The sequence below is a fragment of the Lewinellaceae bacterium genome (assembly GCA_020636135.1).
In the GTDB taxonomy this organism is placed as follows: Bacteria; Bacteroidota; Bacteroidia; order Chitinophagales; family Saprospiraceae; genus JAGQXC01.
In genome coordinates this window covers 2201002-2218816 of the sequence record JACJYK010000001.1, presented here as the reverse complement: position 1 = coordinate 2218816, position 17815 = coordinate 2201002, and the positions used below count along the sequence as shown (strand labels likewise).

The window sequence follows — 17815 nt, the reverse complement described above, 5'->3', positions numbered from 1 at the left end:
CAATAGTAAATATAAACAAACAACCTGTTCAGGAAACCTGTTAAATAGAATTTGCCATCAAAAAAATATTTAACCGTCTTGATTTAAACATTTTATACATAAAAAATTAACTAAATCTTGCAGGCTCGGCAGAGTGTTTAGTAGGAATCCTGCTTAAGATCTGTTAGATGGTGTTAAACCATGCAATTTTAAGGTTCATCTTTTGGATCCGGTTTACTCGCAATGCTGTAAACCAGAGTAGATATTATCAGTTAAAAGTAGCAGATCGGGAGTTGGTCTGCATTGAAATTGGAGTCCCTAAAACGTGTGCGACAACCCGATATTAAATCGCTCCTGAAACTGGGTACGCGGGCCTTTAACTCCCGTCTCCACCCCTTCGGAATCAACAATATCGAAGAGGATATCTTCGTCATAGACTAACTTCGTGACGATGTTGGCAGAAAGGAATTTATTGATTTTAAAATCCAGCTTGTTCTCAACATCCACGTCAAAATTGCCGAAGCTGTTGAGATGATTCGTAAAGAAGTTCCCAATGGTTTCAAAGACCACATTTTCCATGATCTCTTTCTTGATTTGAACCCGGATCAGGGTTCCTAGCTCATAACGTACACCCCGATTTACAAACTCGGCCGGCAAATATTGTGCGGCTAAACCGGGGTCATGGACGATGGTAATTTTACTGTTGATCGGGGTATAATAAATGGAGAAAGCCTTGTTCCAGAGAACATAATCCAACCCGGTGCCCAGGTTGATAAATGCCGGAGCGAAAAAATTACCGATCAGCTTTCCCCTTTCACCGGTTTTCTTGATCTCATAATGGTCGTGGATGCGGGTCTGTATATTGAACAACCCGGTCAGACGCAGGTGTTTGCTAAACTGATGGTTGTATTTGGAATCAATTTCAATGAGGTCTTCATTCTTCTGGAATGGAAAATCCCCTAATTTGATGATCCCGTACTTCAGGTTAAACTTATTTTCCCAGGAACGATCCTGGCATTTGTAGACCCACAGAAATTCATCATGCGTCCCCAATGCGATGGAATTGATGCCTCCCCCCTTGAAATAGGGGCTGAATGCATTCTGAGCGAGGAAAAGTGATACGGACTTCTTAAAACTCCAGACATCCGCAGGATTACAGGTGTCTTTGATTTCAGGTTTAACTTCTGCAGCTTGTGTGGTAGCATCCTGCTTGGATTGTGCGGCAATAAATTGAACAAAACAAAATAATCCAAGCAACAGGATGGATGCCTTTTTCATTAGATATTAAAATTAAAACGAATATATAAAGATTGATATTTATCAGGTTAACGCCTAAAATCTAGGAAAGATTATCAATGGCCTCGACTAATTTCTCCAAATTCCAGGCATTTTCCAGCTTAAAAGGCCCCACCCGCGTACGGCACAGCGACTTTAAATAAGCACCTGTTTTCAGTGCCCTTCCAAAATCATAAGCCAGAGACCGGATATAGGTTCCTTTGCTGCAGGACACTCTGAATTCTACAACTGGTAAATTAATCCGTGTTAGATCAAACTCAAGGATGGTGATGAGCCGGGATTTAAGAGCCATCGGTTCACCTTTCCGGGCTGCCTGGTATGCCCTTACCCCATCCTTTTTTATCGCGGAATAGGCTGGAGGTATCTGATCCACCGCGCCAACGAATTGTTGACGTACTGACTCGAGCAGTTCAGTAGAAATGTGGTCCGTTGGATAGACACGGTCTACCGTTGTCTCTGTATCGTAAGACGGAGTCGTCGCACCAAGAAAGATAGCACCGGTATATTCCTTATTGTAGTTTTGAAATGCGGAGAGCCGCTTGGTATGTTTGCCAAGACATATGATCAAAAGACCGGTAGCACGCGGATCCAGTGTACCGGCGTGTCCAACTTTCAATTTATCAAGGCCTAACTTGTATTTCGCAACCGACCGTATCTTCTGGCAAACATCGAATGATGTCCAGTCCAGGGGTTTATCCACCAGGAGAGTACACCCTTCTTCCAGATCACTAAAGGTTAGAGGAACCAATGGCTCGATTACTGTTTCTTGCATGATATTACAATAGATGATACAGGATAGCTACTGCACCAATAACGAAACAATACCAGGCAAAGTATCTCAGCCTGGCATTTTGCACCCATTTCAACATTGATGTACAGGCCCATATGCCGGTAATGAATGCGGCAACAAACCCAATCGTCATCGGTACCCACTCGGTGCTGGCAACTTTCTCCAGTGTGCCGTCCAGCAGATCTTTAGCCATTTTGCCAAAAATGAGCGGGATCACCATCAGAAACGAAAATCGGGTGGCATTGTAACGCTGTGTACGCATAAACAATGCGGTCGTTATGGTAGCTCCTGAGCGGGAGATGCCCGGGATAATGGCGATGGCCTGAGCTATGCCAATAACTATGGCTCGAACCGGATCCACGAGGTGATCACTGTGGCTGATCCGGTCAGACAACCACAACAACAGGCCCGTGATCAGCAAAGCGCATCCAACCCACAGCAAATTGCCGGTAAAGAGGGATTCAATCTGATCTTCGAATAAAATGCCTACCAGTGCTGCGGGGATCATCGAAATAATGATCAGCACAGCAAGCCGCTTGCTTTCCCAGCCTCTCTTGAGAAAGGTATCGTGAAGGATTGCAGCAATATCTTTACGGAATACAATTACGGTACTCAATGCCGTCGCAAAATGCAAAGCGACGGTCATCAGCAAAGAAGCCTCTCCATGGTGATTATCTCCAAAAATAGCCTTGAAAATTTCCAGATGGCCACTGCTGCTCACCGGCAGAAACTCGGTAATCCCCTGAACAATGCCCAGGACTACCGCTTCCAAAATCTGATTCATTTGAAAATTACTTTACTTTGAAGATGGCATAGATCTCAATGATCAAGCCGGCCAGTATGAAAACCGGGGCAATGACCGTACGGGTAAAACTATAGATACGGCCTGGCTCCCATACATCATCGCTTGGCATGCTTCCGCCCATCATAAGAAACATACCCAACATCAACACACCAAACCCAATCGCCATCCATTTGTAATTTTCTTTGTGGAAAGTGAGTTCAACGTTCGTTTGCCTGGTGACTGTTGTCCTTACTTTTGAGGAAGTAGGTTTTATTTTTTCCTTGGCAGCAGATGCAGAGGTGGTAGTTACTACTTTCTTTTTACTCATTGCTTGCGATTGTGGCACAAAGGTACGGGATACCTGTTAATATGTGCTTTATTAATTATATTTTTTATACGGCCGTCTATCTTCACAAATAATTCAATGTGCATTTGCATTGAATAATGGTAAACAGCTAGCTTAGCCGCCATGAAGATAACGCACCAACTCCGTTTTTGGGGCTTGATCGGCACCCTTTGTATCACTCATTTAGGATTCAGTCAGATCCTTTTAGACAATCCTTCCTTTGAGGGAGAACCCAAAGATGCTACCACCCCGATTGGTTGGCTCGAATGTGAACGAGGCACCACGCCCGACATCCTGCCCGGGTTTTGGGGTGTCTACCTGCAACCTTATGACGGAGAAACATATATAGGTTTGATCACCAGAAGTAATGGTAGCTGGGAAGCCATTGGCCAGCGGCTGAAAGCTACCTTAAAAAAGGATGATTGTTATCAGATCAGTCTTCAACTGGCCTATTCTCCAGCATATGCCGGATACAATGAGCCCATTAAATTCCGCCTGTGGGGAGGTAATGAGCGCTGTGAGAAAGCGCAGCTGCTGGGAGAAACCGATCCAATAACGAATACCGATTGGAAGCTATTCTCCTTTGAATTTACTCCTGAGAAAAACATCCGCTACCTGATCTTTGAAGCTTACTACGATACCGATAAAAAGTATACTCATAACGGGAATATTCTCATCGACAACATATCACCTATCCGAACCTGTCCCCGGGCCTGATATCCGGAGCCGCTTCCCTGCCTGGTTCAGTGCAACTGCAAGTCGATCCATTGGAGAACATCAATGAAGTCCTGTTCGGTGGTTATCTCCCTGTTTTTCAGATCGGACTTCAGATCGGGAAATAGTTTGACCAGCGCTTTAGCGTTCAGCTTTACTTTTTGATAATCCTTGCCATCAAACAAGAACCACATATCTCCGGGCTGAAATTCATCAAACCGATCTCCGGTCGCATAAGCGCCCTGGTAGTCCGCTTTGTGCAGTATCTTGAAAGGCAGCTGGTATAATGCGAGATGATGGCCTTGCCATACAGACTTCAGGTAATAATTCTTGTGCAAGGACTGATTGATGTCATCGGCATTTACGCGATAAAAAAGCAAGGTATCCCCATTTTGCACCAATTGAAAAGACCGGATTTCATTTTCCATTTTAAAGAAGGAATGCATCGCATCCGGTCTGACATAAATTTCCTGATTGAAAACATCCAGCTGTAAATGCACTCCGGAAATAAGATCTTTCGCACCGGCAACTTCCAATCTGCCCGGGAGCCACTCATCTGCATAAAATGGAGTGCCCTTAACTCCCTCATACCGGTTATCAAAAGCATTTACCAGTGCTGATCCCTGTCTGAATTGCTCTATGGCGGCCTGCGCCTGATTGGTCGATCCATCCTGTCCATAGATCAAAACGGGCAAAAAGGCAAGGATGTAGAAACTGTAGACTTTGATCATCCATCGAGTTTTTTAGAAGATTTTTACCTCATTTAAATGTAAACAAAACATGCAAAAGATTGGATACCAGGCATCTTCCTGCGTTATTAACTTGATGCCTTATTAGAAATACCCTTGCAGAGACACATTGATGATCCCCAAAAGCAGTTGATCCATCAATATTCTCCTTAATTTTGCGCTTCAAATCAAAAATTTGATCATGTACCAGCCCGGAGCTATCGAGAAAAAATGGCAGAAATATTGGCAAGACAACCAGGTCTACCGGGTCACCAATGGCGGTGACCGGCCTAAATTCTATGTCCTGGACATGTTTCCCTACCCAAGTGGAGCCGGACTGCATGTTGGTCACCCGCTGGGATACATTGCCACGGACATCCTGGCTCGCTTCAAGCGCATGCAGGGTTACAATGTTCTGCACCCGATGGGATACGATTCTTTTGGGCTTCCGGCAGAGCAATATGCCATACAGACCGGCATCCATCCGGCAGTCTCTACCGCCGATAACATCAGCCGGTACCGGAGTCAACTGGAAAATCTGGGTTTCAACTACGACTGGAGTCGCGAGGTAAGCACCAGTGAGCCCGATTTTTACCACTGGACCCAATGGATCTTTTTGCAATTATTCAGCCACTATTATGATCTCGATGCCAACAAGGCCGTGCCAATTGCCGATTTGATCCGCCATTTCGAGACATCAGGAACCGCCGGAATCAGGGCATTTAGCAGTGAACGGCTGGAATTCACAGCGGACGCCTGGAAGCAATTCACTGCCCGCGAACAAAGTGATGCATTGATGAATTACCGGCTTGCTTACCGGACAGTCACCTATGTCAACTGGTGTGAGGCGCTGGGCACCGTTCTTGCCAACGATGAGGTCAAGGACGGCGTGTCCGAGCGCGGAGGCTATCCCGTCGAAAAGAAACCAATGCTCCAGTGGTCCCTGCGTATTACGGCTTATGCAGAGCGTCTCCTAAACGACATCGATCAGGTGGACTGGTCTGATGCCCTGAAAGCCATGCAACGGAATTGGATCGGGCGGTCCGAAGGTGCCCAATTGTTTTTTCAAGTGGAGAATTCTGACGCCCGGATCGAAATATTCACTACCCGTCCGGACACGATCTTTGGAGCCACTTTTATGGTCCTGGCACCGGAGCACGACCTGGTACCGGTACTGACCACTCCTGACCAGGCTGAAGCGATCAAAATATATCAGGAATATGTTGCAAGCCGGTCTGAGGTAGACCGCATGGCTGAAGTAAAAAAAGTCACCGGAGCGTTTACAGGATCCTACGCCTTGAACCCATTCACCAATGAACAGATACCCATCTGGATCGGCGAATACGTGTTAAAGGATTACGGCACCGGTGCCATCATGGCCGTACCGAGTGACGACGAACGTGACCAGGCATTCGCCACGACCTTTGAGCTGCCCATCATCGATGTGGTTGACAAAAGTGACTATCCGGGCGCCACGCTACACGACAAACTGGGCAAAATCATCAATTCCGGTTTCATAACCGGCATGGAAGTGCCGGATGCCATCCAGGCTGTCAATGCCGAAATCGAGCGCTGGGGCCTGGGAGTACGTAAAATCAATTACAAATTACGCGATGCCATTTTCAGCCGCCAGAGATACTGGGGTGAGCCATTCCCCATTTATTACGATGGAGATGATGTCCCCCATGCACTGCAGATGGATGAATTGCCCCTGACGCTGCCGGATCTGGAAGATTTCAAACCCGGTGCGGGAGGCAAGTCACCCCTCGCCCGCAAAGAAGATTGGGTACATTTCGCTCCCGGCAAGGTCAGAGAAACGGACACCATGCCCGGTTATGCCGGATCATCGTGGTACCATCTCCGGTATATGGACGCCCAGAACAACCATGAGCTGGCTTCTCCGGAAGCCATCCGGTACTGGCAGGATGTGGATGTCTATGTGGGAGGGACAGAACATGCCGTCGGACACCTGATGTATTCCAGGTTCTGGCATAAATTCCTGTTCGACAAGGGCATCACCCCTACCCCTGAGCCCTTCCGCAAATTGATCAACCAGGGCATGATCCAGGGTGTCATCGAATCCATTTACCTTAAAAAGGAAAAGGAGGATGGTATCAGTGTTTTCTATAGTGCCGAGCTGATAGATGCAGAGGACGAACAATTCACCAAGATACCGGTACACATTGATTATGTCACCGATTACGGGTCACCAAATTCGCATCTGGACGGTACGGGTGTAGTCTCCTTTATCGAATGGCGCCCGGAATTTGCTGAAGCCCGGTTCGTTGCCAAATCCGGATCCTGGCAGAAGGGCGAAGAAGTACCGGCAGGGTTCAAAATGCTCACCTTGTCCGAGGTAGGTAAAATGTCAAAACGGTATTTCAATGTTGTTAATCCGGATGATATCGTCGCACAGTACGGAGCAGATTGTTTCCGCATGTACGAGATGTTTCTCGGCCCCATTCAGCAGGCCAAGCCATGGGATACGAAGGGCATTGATGGTGTTTTTAAATTCCTCCGCCGGTTTTGGAGCCTGTTTGAAGACGAACAAGGAAACTGGTCTGCAGACCAGAGCCAACCCAGTGAATCGGCTTTAAAGGTACTCCACCAAACCATTAAGAAAGTACGGGAAGATGTCGAGCGCTTCTCGTTCAACACCAGTGTTTCTGCCTTTATGATCTGCGTGAATGAGCTGAAGAAGGAAGAATGTCACAGCACACAGATCCTGGAACCTCTGGTCCGGTTGATTGCACCATTTGCTCCCCATGTCGCTGAAGAACTGTGGCACCGGTTGCATGCCTCTCACTCCGATGGCGTTTCAGTACATCTTACCGGACTGCCTCAATACGACGAACAATTCCTCACCGAATCTGAGGTCATCTATCCGGTTTGCATCAATGGCAAGAAACGAGGAGAATTAGGCTTGGGTATTGATGTCCCACAGAAAGAAGTGGAGGCACTGGTTAAGGACCTTGAAGTGGTGCAAAAATGGACGGAAGGCAAGCCCATCCGTCGGATCATCGTGATACCGAATAAAATGATTAATGTTGTCATCTAATCCGAAAAAAATGGATAAGCTAGAACTCAATGACCTGCCAGCTGTGGAAAAGATGCCCGGATTTAAAGGAAAATTCATCCATACCGATACCATGACACTGGCCTACTGGACAATAGCTGAAGGATCAATCCTTCCGACCCACCACCATCATCATGAACAGGTGATCAACATGATGGAGGGAGAATTGGAGTTAACACTGGATGGGGTAACCCACCGGTTGACAGCCGGTGATATCCTGGTCATACCTTCCAATCGACCACATGGAGGAAAAGCCATCACAGAGGTCAAAGTATTGGATGTCTTTCATCCGGTCCGAGAAGATTATCGCTAAGCAGAATATGGCACTGAAAGATCTGAGTTACATTTTGAATCATTTGGGTGAAGAGCGTGATGCTTATTTTCAGGCCGTCTCTCCCCCGATCATTCAAAGTTCAAACTTCTATTTCAAATCGGTGGATGCCCTGCGCCAGGACATTGCCGATGAGCTCTCCAACCGGATCTATACCCGGGGCAATAACCCAACCACCGAGATCCTTCGCAAAAAACTGGCTGCCCTGGAAGGCGCTGAGGATGCACTTGTCCTGGCCAGTGGAATAGCTGCTGTTTCAGCTGCTGTATTGGCATTTGTCAGGCAAGGTTCACATATCGTCTCCGTCGGCTCTGTGTACAGCTGGACCACTCGGTTATTTAATGACTACCTGCCGCGTTTTGGGGTAGAAACTACTTTTGTTGATGGGAAGGATCTGGCAAAGCTGGAAGCAGCCATTCGTCCTGAAACAACCATTCTTTACCTCGAATCTCCCACCACCATGCTTTTCGAACTGCAGGATCTTAGGGCCTGTGCGCAAATAGCCCGGAAATATGGTATCGTCAGCATGATCGATAACAGTTGTTGTTCACCTATCCATCAGAGACCGATCGAGCTCGGCATCGATATTACCATGCATTCGGTGACGAAATTCCTCAATGGGCACAGCGATGTGGTTATGGGTGCGATCTGTGGTTCGAAGGAACACATCCGACGGATCTTCAGTGCCGAGTTCATGAATATAGGGGGAATTGTTTCACCGCATGATGCTGCTTTGGTGATCCGAGGCCTGCGCACTTTACCGCTGCGGGTTGAACAATCCTATAGGTCAGCGTTAAAAATCGTTGATTTTTTATACCAGCAGTCTAAAGTGCTCCAGGTAAACTACCCGTACCACCCAAAGCATCCCCAATACGATCTGGCTGTCCGGCAGATGGAGGGCCAACCCGGATTATTCTCCGTGTTGTTTAAGGCGAATTCCATTGCAGAAATGGAGGATTTTGTTCATCGTCTCAATTATTTTCTCATCGCTGTCAGCTGGGGAGGACATGAATCGCTGGTCATGCCGGTGTGTGCTTTTCATGGCGGTCCGAGTGGTGAGGACAGCCCTCTGCCATGGAACCTGGTCCGGTTTTACATTGGCCTTGAAGACGCCGATCTATTGATTGAAGATATTCGGCAAGCGATGGCGGCACTACCGGATTAATTCCGGCAATCTTATTTCAAGTCTTTCCGTGCTTCCACCAGCTTGCTGAAGCCTGTTTTTCTCCAAACTTCAATTTCTTCTCAAGAAACAATAAAACCTGCCTTACCAATGGCCGTGAAGACCATCTGAGGGCCAGGCGATGCCACCATTTGCTGAAATCCTTATTGTAGGGACACACCCGGATACATATGGCACAGTCCGAATTGAGTCCTACCCAAAATCGAAAACACTTTTCAGCATCCACCGTATATTTGGTCATCCCTTCCAGACTGGAAATGTTCGGTGGCTGGCTCTGAGGTTCACCATCGGGGATAGCCCTGACAGGACAAGATGTTGCACACAGGTTACACGAAGCACAAAACTGCCGGACACCAAACTCTACCGGATGATCCGGAACCAAAGGCAGATCCGTGAACACTTTGGCGATTCGTACATTCGGTCCGAATTGCGGAGTGATCAAAAGACCATTTCGTCCATATTCTCCCAACCCTGCCTGAATAGCCATCGGGATATTCAGGGCAGTGTCATTCATCGAAGCAACCGCTTCAAAGCCAAGATTGGTGATGAATTGTGCCAAAGATATGGCACAGCCCAACCCGGTGGTGTAACCAAGGCCGGTCGATGCACCACTTAATGCAGTAGGATAGGTTTTACTTAATCCATGATCCATCGGAATGATCAGGATGATGGCATATTTCAATGTTACCGACAGGTCAACCGCTGGATTCTCCCCGGTCTTCCGGTTGTATTTATGAGAATAAACCCATCTGCGATCCAATTCACAAATGCCGGTATTACCGGAGCCGAACATGCTTGCCGCCAGCTTGATGCGCCGGGTTGTTTCTTGGAGATCGTTAATTTCAATTTTAGCAGTGGGTCCCGGCGATTGCAGCGTATAATAATCTGTAAATCCCTCAACTTCTCCGGTTTCTTCAAAATGGCGCTCACCGATGCGATCGGTCAAATGCCAGCTTGCATTTCTGAATGCAAAGTCCCAGTGATCAAAGCCTTTGGATTTCTTTGGCTTATAATTTGCAATGTCGTATGACCGGTAAAAATCCTTCGCATCAACCTTATCATCCCAGATAGACCGGTTAAAAATATCGTTACGGGCATTAAAATATCCGGCTCCCGCACCGATGTGGTATTTCTGGTCCAGATAGGTTTGAGGATTCGCTGAGACGATCTTCCTTAACATACGGGAAGTTAGTCAATATTCACCACTCCTTCCTGATTGTATAAGAGACAGGTCAGGGTTTATGGACTTGCAATGAATCACGGGGAATGACATTCATAGACACCGAATTCATACAATAACGCAATCCTGTAGGCCGTGGGCCGTCGTTAAACACGTGTCCTAAGTGGCCACCACAACGGGCACACAAAACCTCGGTACGGATCATTCCCAGAGAAGAATCCCTCTCTTCTTTCACATCAACGGGGCTGATGGGCTTGTAGAAGCTCGGCCAACCTGTTCCGGACTCAAATTTCGTTTTAGAATCGAAAAGTGGCAGGCCGCAAGCTGCACATACAAAAATACCATCACCATGGTAATCCCACAAATCACCTGTGAATGCCCTTTCGGTGCCCTTCTCCCGCAAGACATAATATTCTTCAGGTGAAAGTGCAGCCTTCCATTCAGCATCTGTTTTGACAATCGGTTTGATGGTATCCATGACAGACGCTTCCATTGTATTGATCCCGGAAGTATCGACGGAGTAATCATTGGTTTGTTGCTTAGGTTGGCAGGCCGCCAGAGCAAGCAACAGTAACATTGCGATGCTAATCTTCATTTCTAAGTTTTTTATCTTGTTTTTGTGCATAACGCATGATACGATAAACTGCTTGTACAATACCCAATAAGATCAAATAGACCAGGCTTACCACGATGAACATCCAGCGGAAAATACCGGAATTCAGAAAGCTGACCTGTGTCAATGCAAACGCGATCAACAATAATCCCGTTGCCAGCCCGGCATATGCCAGGACGCTTCGGTTAAAATACTGGCTTTGATTTGTGCTCCCTAATGCAAAGACGCAATTGGTCACACTATAAAACAACAAAAAAGCAATCACCACCGTCCACTCATCCTGCCAGGCCTTCGGATTACCGCTGTCAACCCATTTGGTAATCAGCATGACCAGGAAAGCCAATGCACCAACGGACAATGCTTGTTGGACCGGAGGGAATTTCCGGTAAAAAATTGAAGTCGATTCCGGATCTGCATTCATATCTGGTCCTTTACGATCGTTCCGAAAAGATCATACTCATTGGCATCATCAATGGTAACCTTTGCAAAATCACCGACCCTGGCATATTGTTCCTGTGCATTGATAAGCACTTCATTATCGACTTCCGGAGAATCAGCTTCGGTACGCCCGATGTAATAATCACCTTCTTTGCGATCGATCAATACTTTAAAGTTTTGACCTATCTTTTGTTCATTCAGTTCTGCGGATATTTGTTGCTGAATTTCCATCAATTGGCTCATTCGTTGTTCTTTTGTCTCGGCTGAGACATCGTCCTCCATTTCGTAAGCGCTGGTTCCTTCTTCATGTGAATACTGGAATACGCCCAGCCGGTCGAATCGTGTCTCCTGTACAAAATCACATAGTGCTTGAAAATCAGATTCCTTTTCTCCGGGAAATCCAACCAGCATGGTTGTCCTCAGGTGTATCTCCGGATGGATGTCCCGGATACGATTGACCAGGTCTATGGTTTCCTGCCGGGTGATCTGCCGGTGCATATTGGTCAGAACTGGGTCACTGATGTGTTGCAATGGCATATCCAGGTAATTACAGACATTGGGATGCTTTTTGATCGCATCGATAATTTCCATCGGGAATTTATTCGGGTAGGCATAATGCAGTCGTATCCATTCAATACCGGGCACTTCAGCCAGGGCCTCCAACAGACGTGGGAGAGCACGTTCTTTATAGATATCCAGTCCGTAATACGTCAACTCCTGGGCAATCAGGATCAGCTCCTTTACACCCTGGGATGCCAGATGCCTTGCTTCTTTCACCAGCTGCTCTACGGGTTGGGAGATGTGTTTTCCTCGCATCAGGGGGATGGCACAAAATGAACAGGTCCGGTTACATCCTTCAGATATTTTAAGATATGCATAGTGGGCTGGGGTTGTCAATATCCGTTCTCCGATCAGGTCATGCCGGTAATCAGCTTTCAGATGATGGAGCAGTGAAGGCAGTTCCATGGTTCCGAAATAAGCATCTACTTCCGGGATCTCCACTTCCAGCTGATCCTTGTAGCGTTGACTAAGGCAACCAGTGACATACAACTTATCCAGCGCTCCCTGTTGTTTCATTTGGGCATATTCCAGAATAGTCTGGATCGATTCTTCCTTGGCACGGTCGATAAATCCACACGTGTTGATGATCACGATCTCAGATTGGTTGTCTTCCCGTTCATGGGATACTTCGTAGGCATTGGCCTGCAATTGGGTTATCATATTCTCTGAGTCAACCCAGTTCTTGGAACAACCCAGAGTGATGACGTTGATCGATTGGTTTCTCGTGCCTTTGGTTTTCACGTATGCTGAATTTTAAGCTGCAAATTTACAACATTCGGGTTGTAGCCTGACGTTATATCCCGGACTTTCCTGGTAAGGTTCCATTTGGCAAGATTGTTGGGAACAAATGTTAAAAGCCAATCATGTATCGTCACTTCATCCTTTTCCTTATTCTTTTCGTCTGTCTCGCCACTTCTGCGAATGCCCAGCTGGGTGTAAACCTGCACAGCAGCTGGTGGTCCGGTAAAAACCAGGAACAAATACGTCTGCAGGGAAATGAACAAGCGGTAGGTCTGTCCTGGTGGTTGCGCTTGCAAAAACAGCGCCTGGAATTCCATCCTGAGATTTACCTGGCCCAATCCCACACCGTGCGAGCAACAGAACTTGGTGGCACCGTCCCGGTGGAAGAAAAGAGTGGTATTAATCTGGGCATCCGCTTACCTGCACAAGCTTATTTTATGGACTGGGATAGTGATTGCATGTGCCCAACCTTTTCAAAGCAGGGGCTGTGGCTCAAGAAAGGGATATTTGCCTGGGCAGCGCCCGGCATGGAATTTATACCTCATTTGCCGTCGTTGACCCTGGAAGGTGGTGCCGGACTGGATATCGGACTGGGAAATATATTTACACTGGTCCCGATGATCGGATACCGCTATGCTACCAGGCAAGCCGGGCTGGATAATCCGGCCAGTCACCTGATCGCCCAACTCCGCCTTTTCGTGCGATGGGACAAAGAAAATTTCTTTCGTTAAGATAATTCCTTTAGTATTGCAGCATCATGAGTAGTCAATTAGTTATCGTCAGCGTGATTCGAATTATCGTCGTCCATAGGGACCGATGAAGAGGATGCACGTGATAAAAGTTACATTAAGCCATTCTCTTCGAGGATGGCTTTTTTGTTGAATTGATGTTTTGAGTTCGTAAATCGAAGGCATCTAAATCATTGATTGTCTGATAGATATTAAACTTATTACCGGATCAAACATTGTATCAGTCTTGGGAGAATTGTTTCTCCGTGGCAACAAAGAGAAATACCTTTACCAACTTACCGGAAACTATGAAGCAAGAATTGAATCAATACAGTAAAGAAGTAACGCAGAACCCGAGTCAACCGGCATCCCAGGCGATGCTTCATGCAATTGGCCTGGACGATCGTGATTTGAAAAAAGCTCAGGTAGGCATCGCCAGTACCGGTTGGGAAGGAAATCCCTGTAACATGCACCTGAACGGACTTGCAGCCACCATTAAAGCTGCCGTACAAAAAGAAGATCTGATCGGGTTGATTTTCAATACCATTGGTGTTAGTGATGGTATTTCCATGGGAACCCTGGGAATGCGCTATTCCCTACCCTCCCGGGACATCATTGCAGATTCCATCGAGACTGTTGTCGGAGCCCAGTGGTACGATGCCGTCATTCCGGTCGTAGGATGCGACAAAAACATGCCTGGCGCCATGATGGCGCTCGCGCGCATCAACCGTCCTGGAATCCTGGTTTATGGTGGCACCATCAAGCCGGGTCATTATCAGGGTCAAAAACTTGATGTTGTTTCGGCTTTTGAAGCCTATGGAAAACGGATTGCCGGTAACATCACCGAGCATGATTTCAACGAAGTTGTCCGCAAAGCATGCCCGGGCGCCGGAGCATGTGGTGGAATGTATACGGCCAACACAATGGCTTCAGCCATTGAGGCAATGGGTATGAGCCTACCTTACAACTCTTCAATACCGGCGGTAGATGAAGAGAAAGACCAGGAGATGCAAAAACTGGGCAAAGCCATCCGCTACCTGATGGAGAACAACATCCGCCCCCGGGATATCATGACCAAAAAGGCGTTTGAGAATGCCATCCGGGTGGTGATCGTTCTGGGTGGATCAACCAATGCTGTGCTCCACCTGATGGCCATGGCCCATGCTGCTGATGTGCAGTTATCCCTGGAGGATTTTCAACGCATCAGTGATGAGACGCCTTATCTTGCCGATCTGAAGCCAAGTGGACAATACGTGATGGAAGACCTCTATCGTGTGGGTGGGGTCCCTGGTGTTATGAAATACCTGCTGGATCACAATTTACTGCACGGTGACTGCCTGACCGTGACCGGTAAAACCATAGCGGAAAACCTGGCAGAAGTTTCCAACCTTGCCGACGGACAGGATGTAATCCATCCCCTGGAGAAGCCATTGAAAAAAAGCGGCCACCTGCAGATCCTGTACGGTAATCTTGCCGAAGAAGGTGCGGTTGCCAAGATCACGGGGAAAGAAGGCTTGCGCTTCACTGGAAATGCCAAAGTTTATGACGGCGAGCAGGAAGCCATCGATGCTATCAGTTCAGGCAAAATAGAATCAGGTGACGTCGTGGTTATCCGGTACATCGGGCCAAAAGGCGGGCCTGGAATGCCGGAAATGCTGAAGCCTACCTCCGCCATCATGGGGGCAGGGCTGGGCAAATCCGTTGCATTGATCACCGACGGACGCTTCTCCGGAGGAACGCATGGGTTTGTGGTCGGCCACCTCAGTCCGGAAGCAGCCGTGGGAGGAAACCTGGCTTTAGTCCGTGACGGGGACCGTATCGAGATCGATGCGGAAACCAATCAGCTGGTGCTGCATGTCGACGATAAAATACTTGCTGAACGTCGTACTCAATGGTCTCCACCGGCACCACCTGCCACATTTGGGATCCTTAAAAAATACGCTCAATCGGTATCATCCGCCAGCAAAGGATGCGTGACCGATTTATAATCTAAATCTTGGATATGGAAAAAACAGTTGCCATCCAGCCTACTGCTGCCTCATTATTGGAATCAAAAACCGGACAGGAAGTAACCGGAGCTGAAGCTGTACTGCTTTGCCTTCTGGCGGAAAATGTTGATACCATCTTTGGCTATCCCGGCGGCGCGAACATGCCTATTTACGATGCCTTGTACCATTACCAGGACGTGCTGAAGCATATCTTGCCCCGTCACGAACAAGGTGCCATCCATGCAGCGGAGGGTTATGCACGTGTAACCCGTCAAACCGGTGTCTGTATGGCGACCTCCGGCCCCGGTGCCACCAACCTGATTACGGGTATCGGCGATGCTATCCTTGATTCTACGCCATTGGTTTGCATTACCGGTCAGGTATTCCGGCATTTACTGGGTTCCGACGCATTTCAGGAAACCGATGTCATTGGATGTACCACTTCGATTTCCAAATGGAATTATCAGATCACCCATGCTGATGAAATTCCGGAGATATTTGCCAAAGCTTTTTATATCGCTAATTCAGGACGACCGGGCCCTGTGGTCGTGGACATTACCAAAAACGCCCAGGTTGAAAAATTAACGTTTAACTATCACCGGACGCCTTACATCCGGAGCTATCACCCGAATCCAAAGCCGGATATGGGTAAGGTACAGGAAGCGGCGGATCTGATCAATTCGGCGAAGAAGCCATTTATTGTGGCTGGCCACGGCATTCAGCTCGCACATGCACAGTCTGTCTTTCTCGAATTCGTCGAGAAATCCGGTATTCCACTCGGTACGACCATTCACGGTCTTTCGGACATATCATCCAGCCATCCACTTAATATGGGTATGCTCGGGATGCACGGCAATTATGGTCCGAACGTAAAAACCAACGAATGTGATGTCCTGATTGCTATTGGAATGCGGTTTGATGACCGGGTAACCGGTGACGTGTCCCGGTATGCCAAACAAGCCAAAGTCATCCATATAGAGATCGATCCGTCAGAAATCGATAAGAACGTTAAAACGGAAGTGGCACTCAATTGCGATGCCAAACTTGCATTGGAATTGCTATTGCCCAGGATCAATAAAAAATCCTATCCGGAATGGATTGCTGAATTTAAAGCATGCGCAGATCAGGAAGCCGATATCGTATTCACCAAGGATTTCGCTCCTCATTCGGAAGGTTTACTGAATATGGCAAGGGTGGTTCGGACCATCTCTGAAATGACTCATGGGCAGGCTATTGTAACAACCGATGTCGGGCAACATCAGATGGTTGCGGCTCGCTACTATCGTTATGAAGATACCAATCAGTGGGTTTCATCAGGTGGTGCGGGGACTATGGGTTATGGTTTGCCGGCAGCCTTTGGCGCCAAACTGGCCCGCCCGGATAAAGAAGTAATCCTCTTTGTTGGTGATGGGGGATTTCAGATGACACTCCAGGAGCTGGGCATGTGTTCTCAATGGAATGTCGGTGTGAAGATCGTATTGCTGGACAATGAATTTCTTGGCATGGTCCGGCAATGGCAGGAGTTGTTTTTTGATGAACGTTATTCACAGGTTGCACTCAAAAATCCCAATTTCGTGAAGATTGCCGAAGGTTTCGGAGTACCGGGAAAGACCATCAAATACGATCACGAGCTGAAAGAAGGGATTCGTGAAATGCTGGATACCCCAGGTCCTTATTTGCTCCACGTCCGCGTGATCAAAGAAGAAAACATCTTTCCGATGGTACCTTCCGGATGTGCCGTGGATGAAATCAGATTGGAATAACGGATTAATTGTCGGTTAAAATCGAAAAAGTGGATTATGAACAAGCAGGTATTTACGATAACGGTTTTTACAGAGAATAAAACCGGTTTGCTGACACGGGTTGTCTCCATATTCACCCGTAGACACATAAACATCGAGAGTTTAACCACCTCGAGATCCTCACTGGAAGGGATTCACCGGTTCACAATTGTGGTCCTGGTCGAAGAGGATATGGTTAAAAAACTGGTGGCACAGCTGGAAAAACAAGTGGACGTACTTAAGGCTTTTTATTACCGTGATTCGGAGATCGTTCATCAGGAGATCGCGCTCTACAAAGTCCCTACTCATGCTTTCAAGAATGGTGACCGCGTAGAACGATTGATCCGCGCGCATAATGCCCGTATCCTCGTTATCGAGGAGGAATTTATCGTCATCGAAAAAACCGGTCACTCCACAGAGACCGAAGCATTGCTCAATGACCTGCAGGACATAGGCATCTTTGAGTTTGTCCGCTCCGGACGTGTGGCTATCGTCAAGCCAATGGAAAGGCTTAACACATACCTAAAATCACTTCAGGAAAATTACATTATACAATAA

Annotated in this window: 17 protein-coding genes; 8 read left to right on the top strand and 9 right to left on the bottom strand. The window is 47.4% G+C overall.

The window, feature by feature from the left end; translation table 11 throughout:
• Window positions 1-297: 297 nt before the first annotated feature.
• The 4 genes from H6570_08365 to H6570_08350 form a co-directional block, all read right to left on the bottom strand.
• On the bottom strand, window positions 298-1257 hold the full coding sequence (locus H6570_08365; protein ID MCB9319281.1) for a DUF3078 domain-containing protein: 960 nt from the start codon (window positions 1255-1257) through the stop codon (window positions 298-300).
• Window positions 1258-1318: 61 nt separating this feature from the next.
• Window positions 1319-2047, bottom strand: a complete 729-nt coding sequence (gene truB / locus H6570_08360) for a tRNA pseudouridine(55) synthase TruB (protein ID MCB9319280.1) — start codon at window positions 2045-2047, stop codon at window positions 1319-1321.
• 4 nt (window positions 2048-2051) lie between these two features.
• The gene (locus H6570_08355) at window positions 2052-2849 is read right to left on the bottom strand and encodes an undecaprenyl-diphosphate phosphatase (GenBank protein MCB9319279.1); all 798 of its coding nucleotides are present in this window, start codon (window positions 2847-2849) and stop codon (window positions 2052-2054) included.
• 7 nt (window positions 2850-2856) lie between these two features.
• Window positions 2857-3177: a DUF3098 domain-containing protein gene (locus tag H6570_08350; GenBank protein ID MCB9319278.1), complete on the bottom strand. Its 321-nt coding sequence runs from the start codon at window positions 3175-3177 to the stop codon at window positions 2857-2859.
• Between the two features lie 141 nt (window positions 3178-3318).
• Between H6570_08350 and H6570_08345 the strand changes: the two genes are divergently transcribed.
• On the top strand, window positions 3319-3912 hold the full coding sequence (locus tag H6570_08345; GenBank protein ID MCB9319277.1) for a hypothetical protein: 594 nt from the start codon (window positions 3319-3321) through the stop codon (window positions 3910-3912).
• Window positions 3913-3938: 26 nt separating this feature from the next.
• On the opposite strand, the gene H6570_08340 is transcribed toward H6570_08345, so the two are convergent.
• Window positions 3939-4640: a hypothetical protein gene (locus tag H6570_08340; protein MCB9319276.1), complete on the bottom strand. Its 702-nt coding sequence runs from the start codon at window positions 4638-4640 to the stop codon at window positions 3939-3941.
• A gap of 199 nt (window positions 4641-4839) precedes the next feature.
• Between H6570_08340 and H6570_08335 the strand changes: the two genes are divergently transcribed.
• Genes H6570_08335 through H6570_08325 form a run of 3 tightly spaced genes read left to right on the top strand, consistent with a single transcriptional unit; the run spans window position 4840 to window position 9209 of the window.
• Window positions 4840-7695, top strand: a complete 2856-nt coding sequence (locus H6570_08335) for a leucine--tRNA ligase (GenBank protein MCB9319275.1) — start codon at window positions 4840-4842, stop codon at window positions 7693-7695.
• Window positions 7696-7705: 10 nt separating this feature from the next.
• Complete coding sequence (locus H6570_08330; protein ID MCB9319274.1) at window positions 7706-8026, top strand: cupin domain-containing protein; 321 nt, start codon at window positions 7706-7708, stop codon at window positions 8024-8026.
• Between the two features lie 7 nt (window positions 8027-8033).
• Window positions 8034-9209, top strand: coding sequence for a PLP-dependent transferase (locus tag H6570_08325; GenBank protein ID MCB9319273.1), 1176 nt, complete (start codon window positions 8034-8036; stop codon window positions 9207-9209).
• Between the two features lie 16 nt (window positions 9210-9225).
• Here the strand turns inward: H6570_08325 and H6570_08320 are convergent, their stop codons facing one another.
• The 4 genes from H6570_08320 to rimO form a co-directional block, all read right to left on the bottom strand.
• Window positions 9226-10407 carry a reductive dehalogenase gene (locus tag H6570_08320; GenBank protein ID MCB9319272.1) on the bottom strand — a complete coding sequence of 394 codons (1182 nt, stop codon included), beginning with the start codon at window positions 10405-10407 and terminating at the stop codon, window positions 9226-9228.
• Window positions 10408-10459: 52 nt separating this feature from the next.
• Window positions 10460-10885 (bottom strand): peptide-methionine (R)-S-oxide reductase MsrB, encoded by a 426-nt coding sequence (gene msrB, locus H6570_08315; GenBank protein MCB9319271.1) that lies wholly within the window; start codon window positions 10883-10885, stop codon window positions 10460-10462.
• A 106-nt stretch (window positions 10886-10991) separates the two neighbouring features.
• Window positions 10992-11441, bottom strand: a complete 450-nt coding sequence (locus H6570_08310) for a hypothetical protein (protein MCB9319270.1) — start codon at window positions 11439-11441, stop codon at window positions 10992-10994.
• The gene (gene rimO / locus H6570_08305; protein MCB9319269.1) at window positions 11438-12760 is read right to left on the bottom strand and encodes a 30S ribosomal protein S12 methylthiotransferase RimO; all 1323 of its coding nucleotides are present in this window, start codon (window positions 12758-12760) and stop codon (window positions 11438-11440) included. Before rimO ends, H6570_08310 begins: the two co-directional genes overlap by 4 nt.
• A 122-nt stretch (window positions 12761-12882) precedes the next feature.
• Between rimO and H6570_08300 the strand changes: the two genes are divergently transcribed.
• From H6570_08300 to ilvN, 4 genes are all read left to right on the top strand, one after another.
• A complete protein-coding gene (locus H6570_08300; protein ID MCB9319268.1) occupies window positions 12883-13491 on the top strand; it encodes a hypothetical protein in 609 nt (202 codons plus the stop codon).
• A 305-nt stretch (window positions 13492-13796) separates the two neighbouring features.
• Entirely contained in the window at window positions 13797-15476 is a 1680-nt protein-coding gene (ilvD, locus tag H6570_08295; protein MCB9319267.1) for a dihydroxy-acid dehydratase, read from the top strand.
• 14 nt (window positions 15477-15490) lie between these two features.
• Window positions 15491-17239 (top strand): biosynthetic-type acetolactate synthase large subunit, encoded by a 1749-nt coding sequence (gene ilvB / locus H6570_08290; protein ID MCB9319266.1) that lies wholly within the window; start codon window positions 15491-15493, stop codon window positions 17237-17239.
• 36 nt (window positions 17240-17275) lie between these two features.
• Window positions 17276-17815 carry an acetolactate synthase small subunit gene (ilvN, locus tag H6570_08285; protein MCB9319265.1) on the top strand — a complete coding sequence of 180 codons (540 nt, stop codon included), beginning with the start codon at window positions 17276-17278 and terminating at the stop codon, window positions 17813-17815.

Excerpts from the sequence above, each read along its gene's own strand:
- H6570_08365 (MCB9319281.1), bottom strand. The coding sequence starts at position 1,257 with ATGAAAAAGGCATCCATCCTGTTGCTTGGATTATTTTGTTTTGTTCAA.
- truB (MCB9319280.1), bottom strand. The coding sequence starts at position 2,047 with ATGCAAGAAACAGTAATCGAGCCATTGGTTCCTCTAACCTTTAGTGAT.
- H6570_08355 (MCB9319279.1), bottom strand. The coding sequence starts at position 2,849 with ATGAATCAGATTTTGGAAGCGGTAGTCCTGGGCATTGTTCAGGGGATT.
- H6570_08350 (MCB9319278.1), bottom strand. The coding sequence starts at position 3,177 with ATGAGTAAAAAGAAAGTAGTAACTACCACCTCTGCATCTGCTGCCAAG.
- H6570_08345 (MCB9319277.1), top strand. The coding sequence starts at position 3,319 with ATGAAGATAACGCACCAACTCCGTTTTTGGGGCTTGATCGGCACCCTT.
- H6570_08340 (MCB9319276.1), bottom strand. The coding sequence starts at position 4,640 with ATGATCAAAGTCTACAGTTTCTACATCCTTGCCTTTTTGCCCGTTTTG.
- H6570_08335 (MCB9319275.1), top strand. The coding sequence starts at position 4,840 with ATGTACCAGCCCGGAGCTATCGAGAAAAAATGGCAGAAATATTGGCAA.
- H6570_08330 (MCB9319274.1), top strand. The coding sequence starts at position 7,706 with ATGGATAAGCTAGAACTCAATGACCTGCCAGCTGTGGAAAAGATGCCC.
- H6570_08325 (MCB9319273.1), top strand. The coding sequence starts at position 8,034 with ATGGCACTGAAAGATCTGAGTTACATTTTGAATCATTTGGGTGAAGAG.
- H6570_08320 (MCB9319272.1), bottom strand. The coding sequence starts at position 10,407 with ATGTTAAGGAAGATCGTCTCAGCGAATCCTCAAACCTATCTGGACCAG.
- msrB (MCB9319271.1), bottom strand. The coding sequence starts at position 10,885 with ATGGATACCATCAAACCGATTGTCAAAACAGATGCTGAATGGAAGGCT.
- H6570_08310 (MCB9319270.1), bottom strand. The coding sequence starts at position 11,441 with ATGAATGCAGATCCGGAATCGACTTCAATTTTTTACCGGAAATTCCCT.
- H6570_08300 (MCB9319268.1), top strand. The coding sequence starts at position 12,883 with ATGTATCGTCACTTCATCCTTTTCCTTATTCTTTTCGTCTGTCTCGCC.
- ilvD (MCB9319267.1), top strand. The coding sequence starts at position 13,797 with ATGAAGCAAGAATTGAATCAATACAGTAAAGAAGTAACGCAGAACCCG.
- ilvB (MCB9319266.1), top strand. The coding sequence starts at position 15,491 with ATGGAAAAAACAGTTGCCATCCAGCCTACTGCTGCCTCATTATTGGAA.
- ilvN (MCB9319265.1), top strand. The coding sequence starts at position 17,276 with ATGAACAAGCAGGTATTTACGATAACGGTTTTTACAGAGAATAAAACC.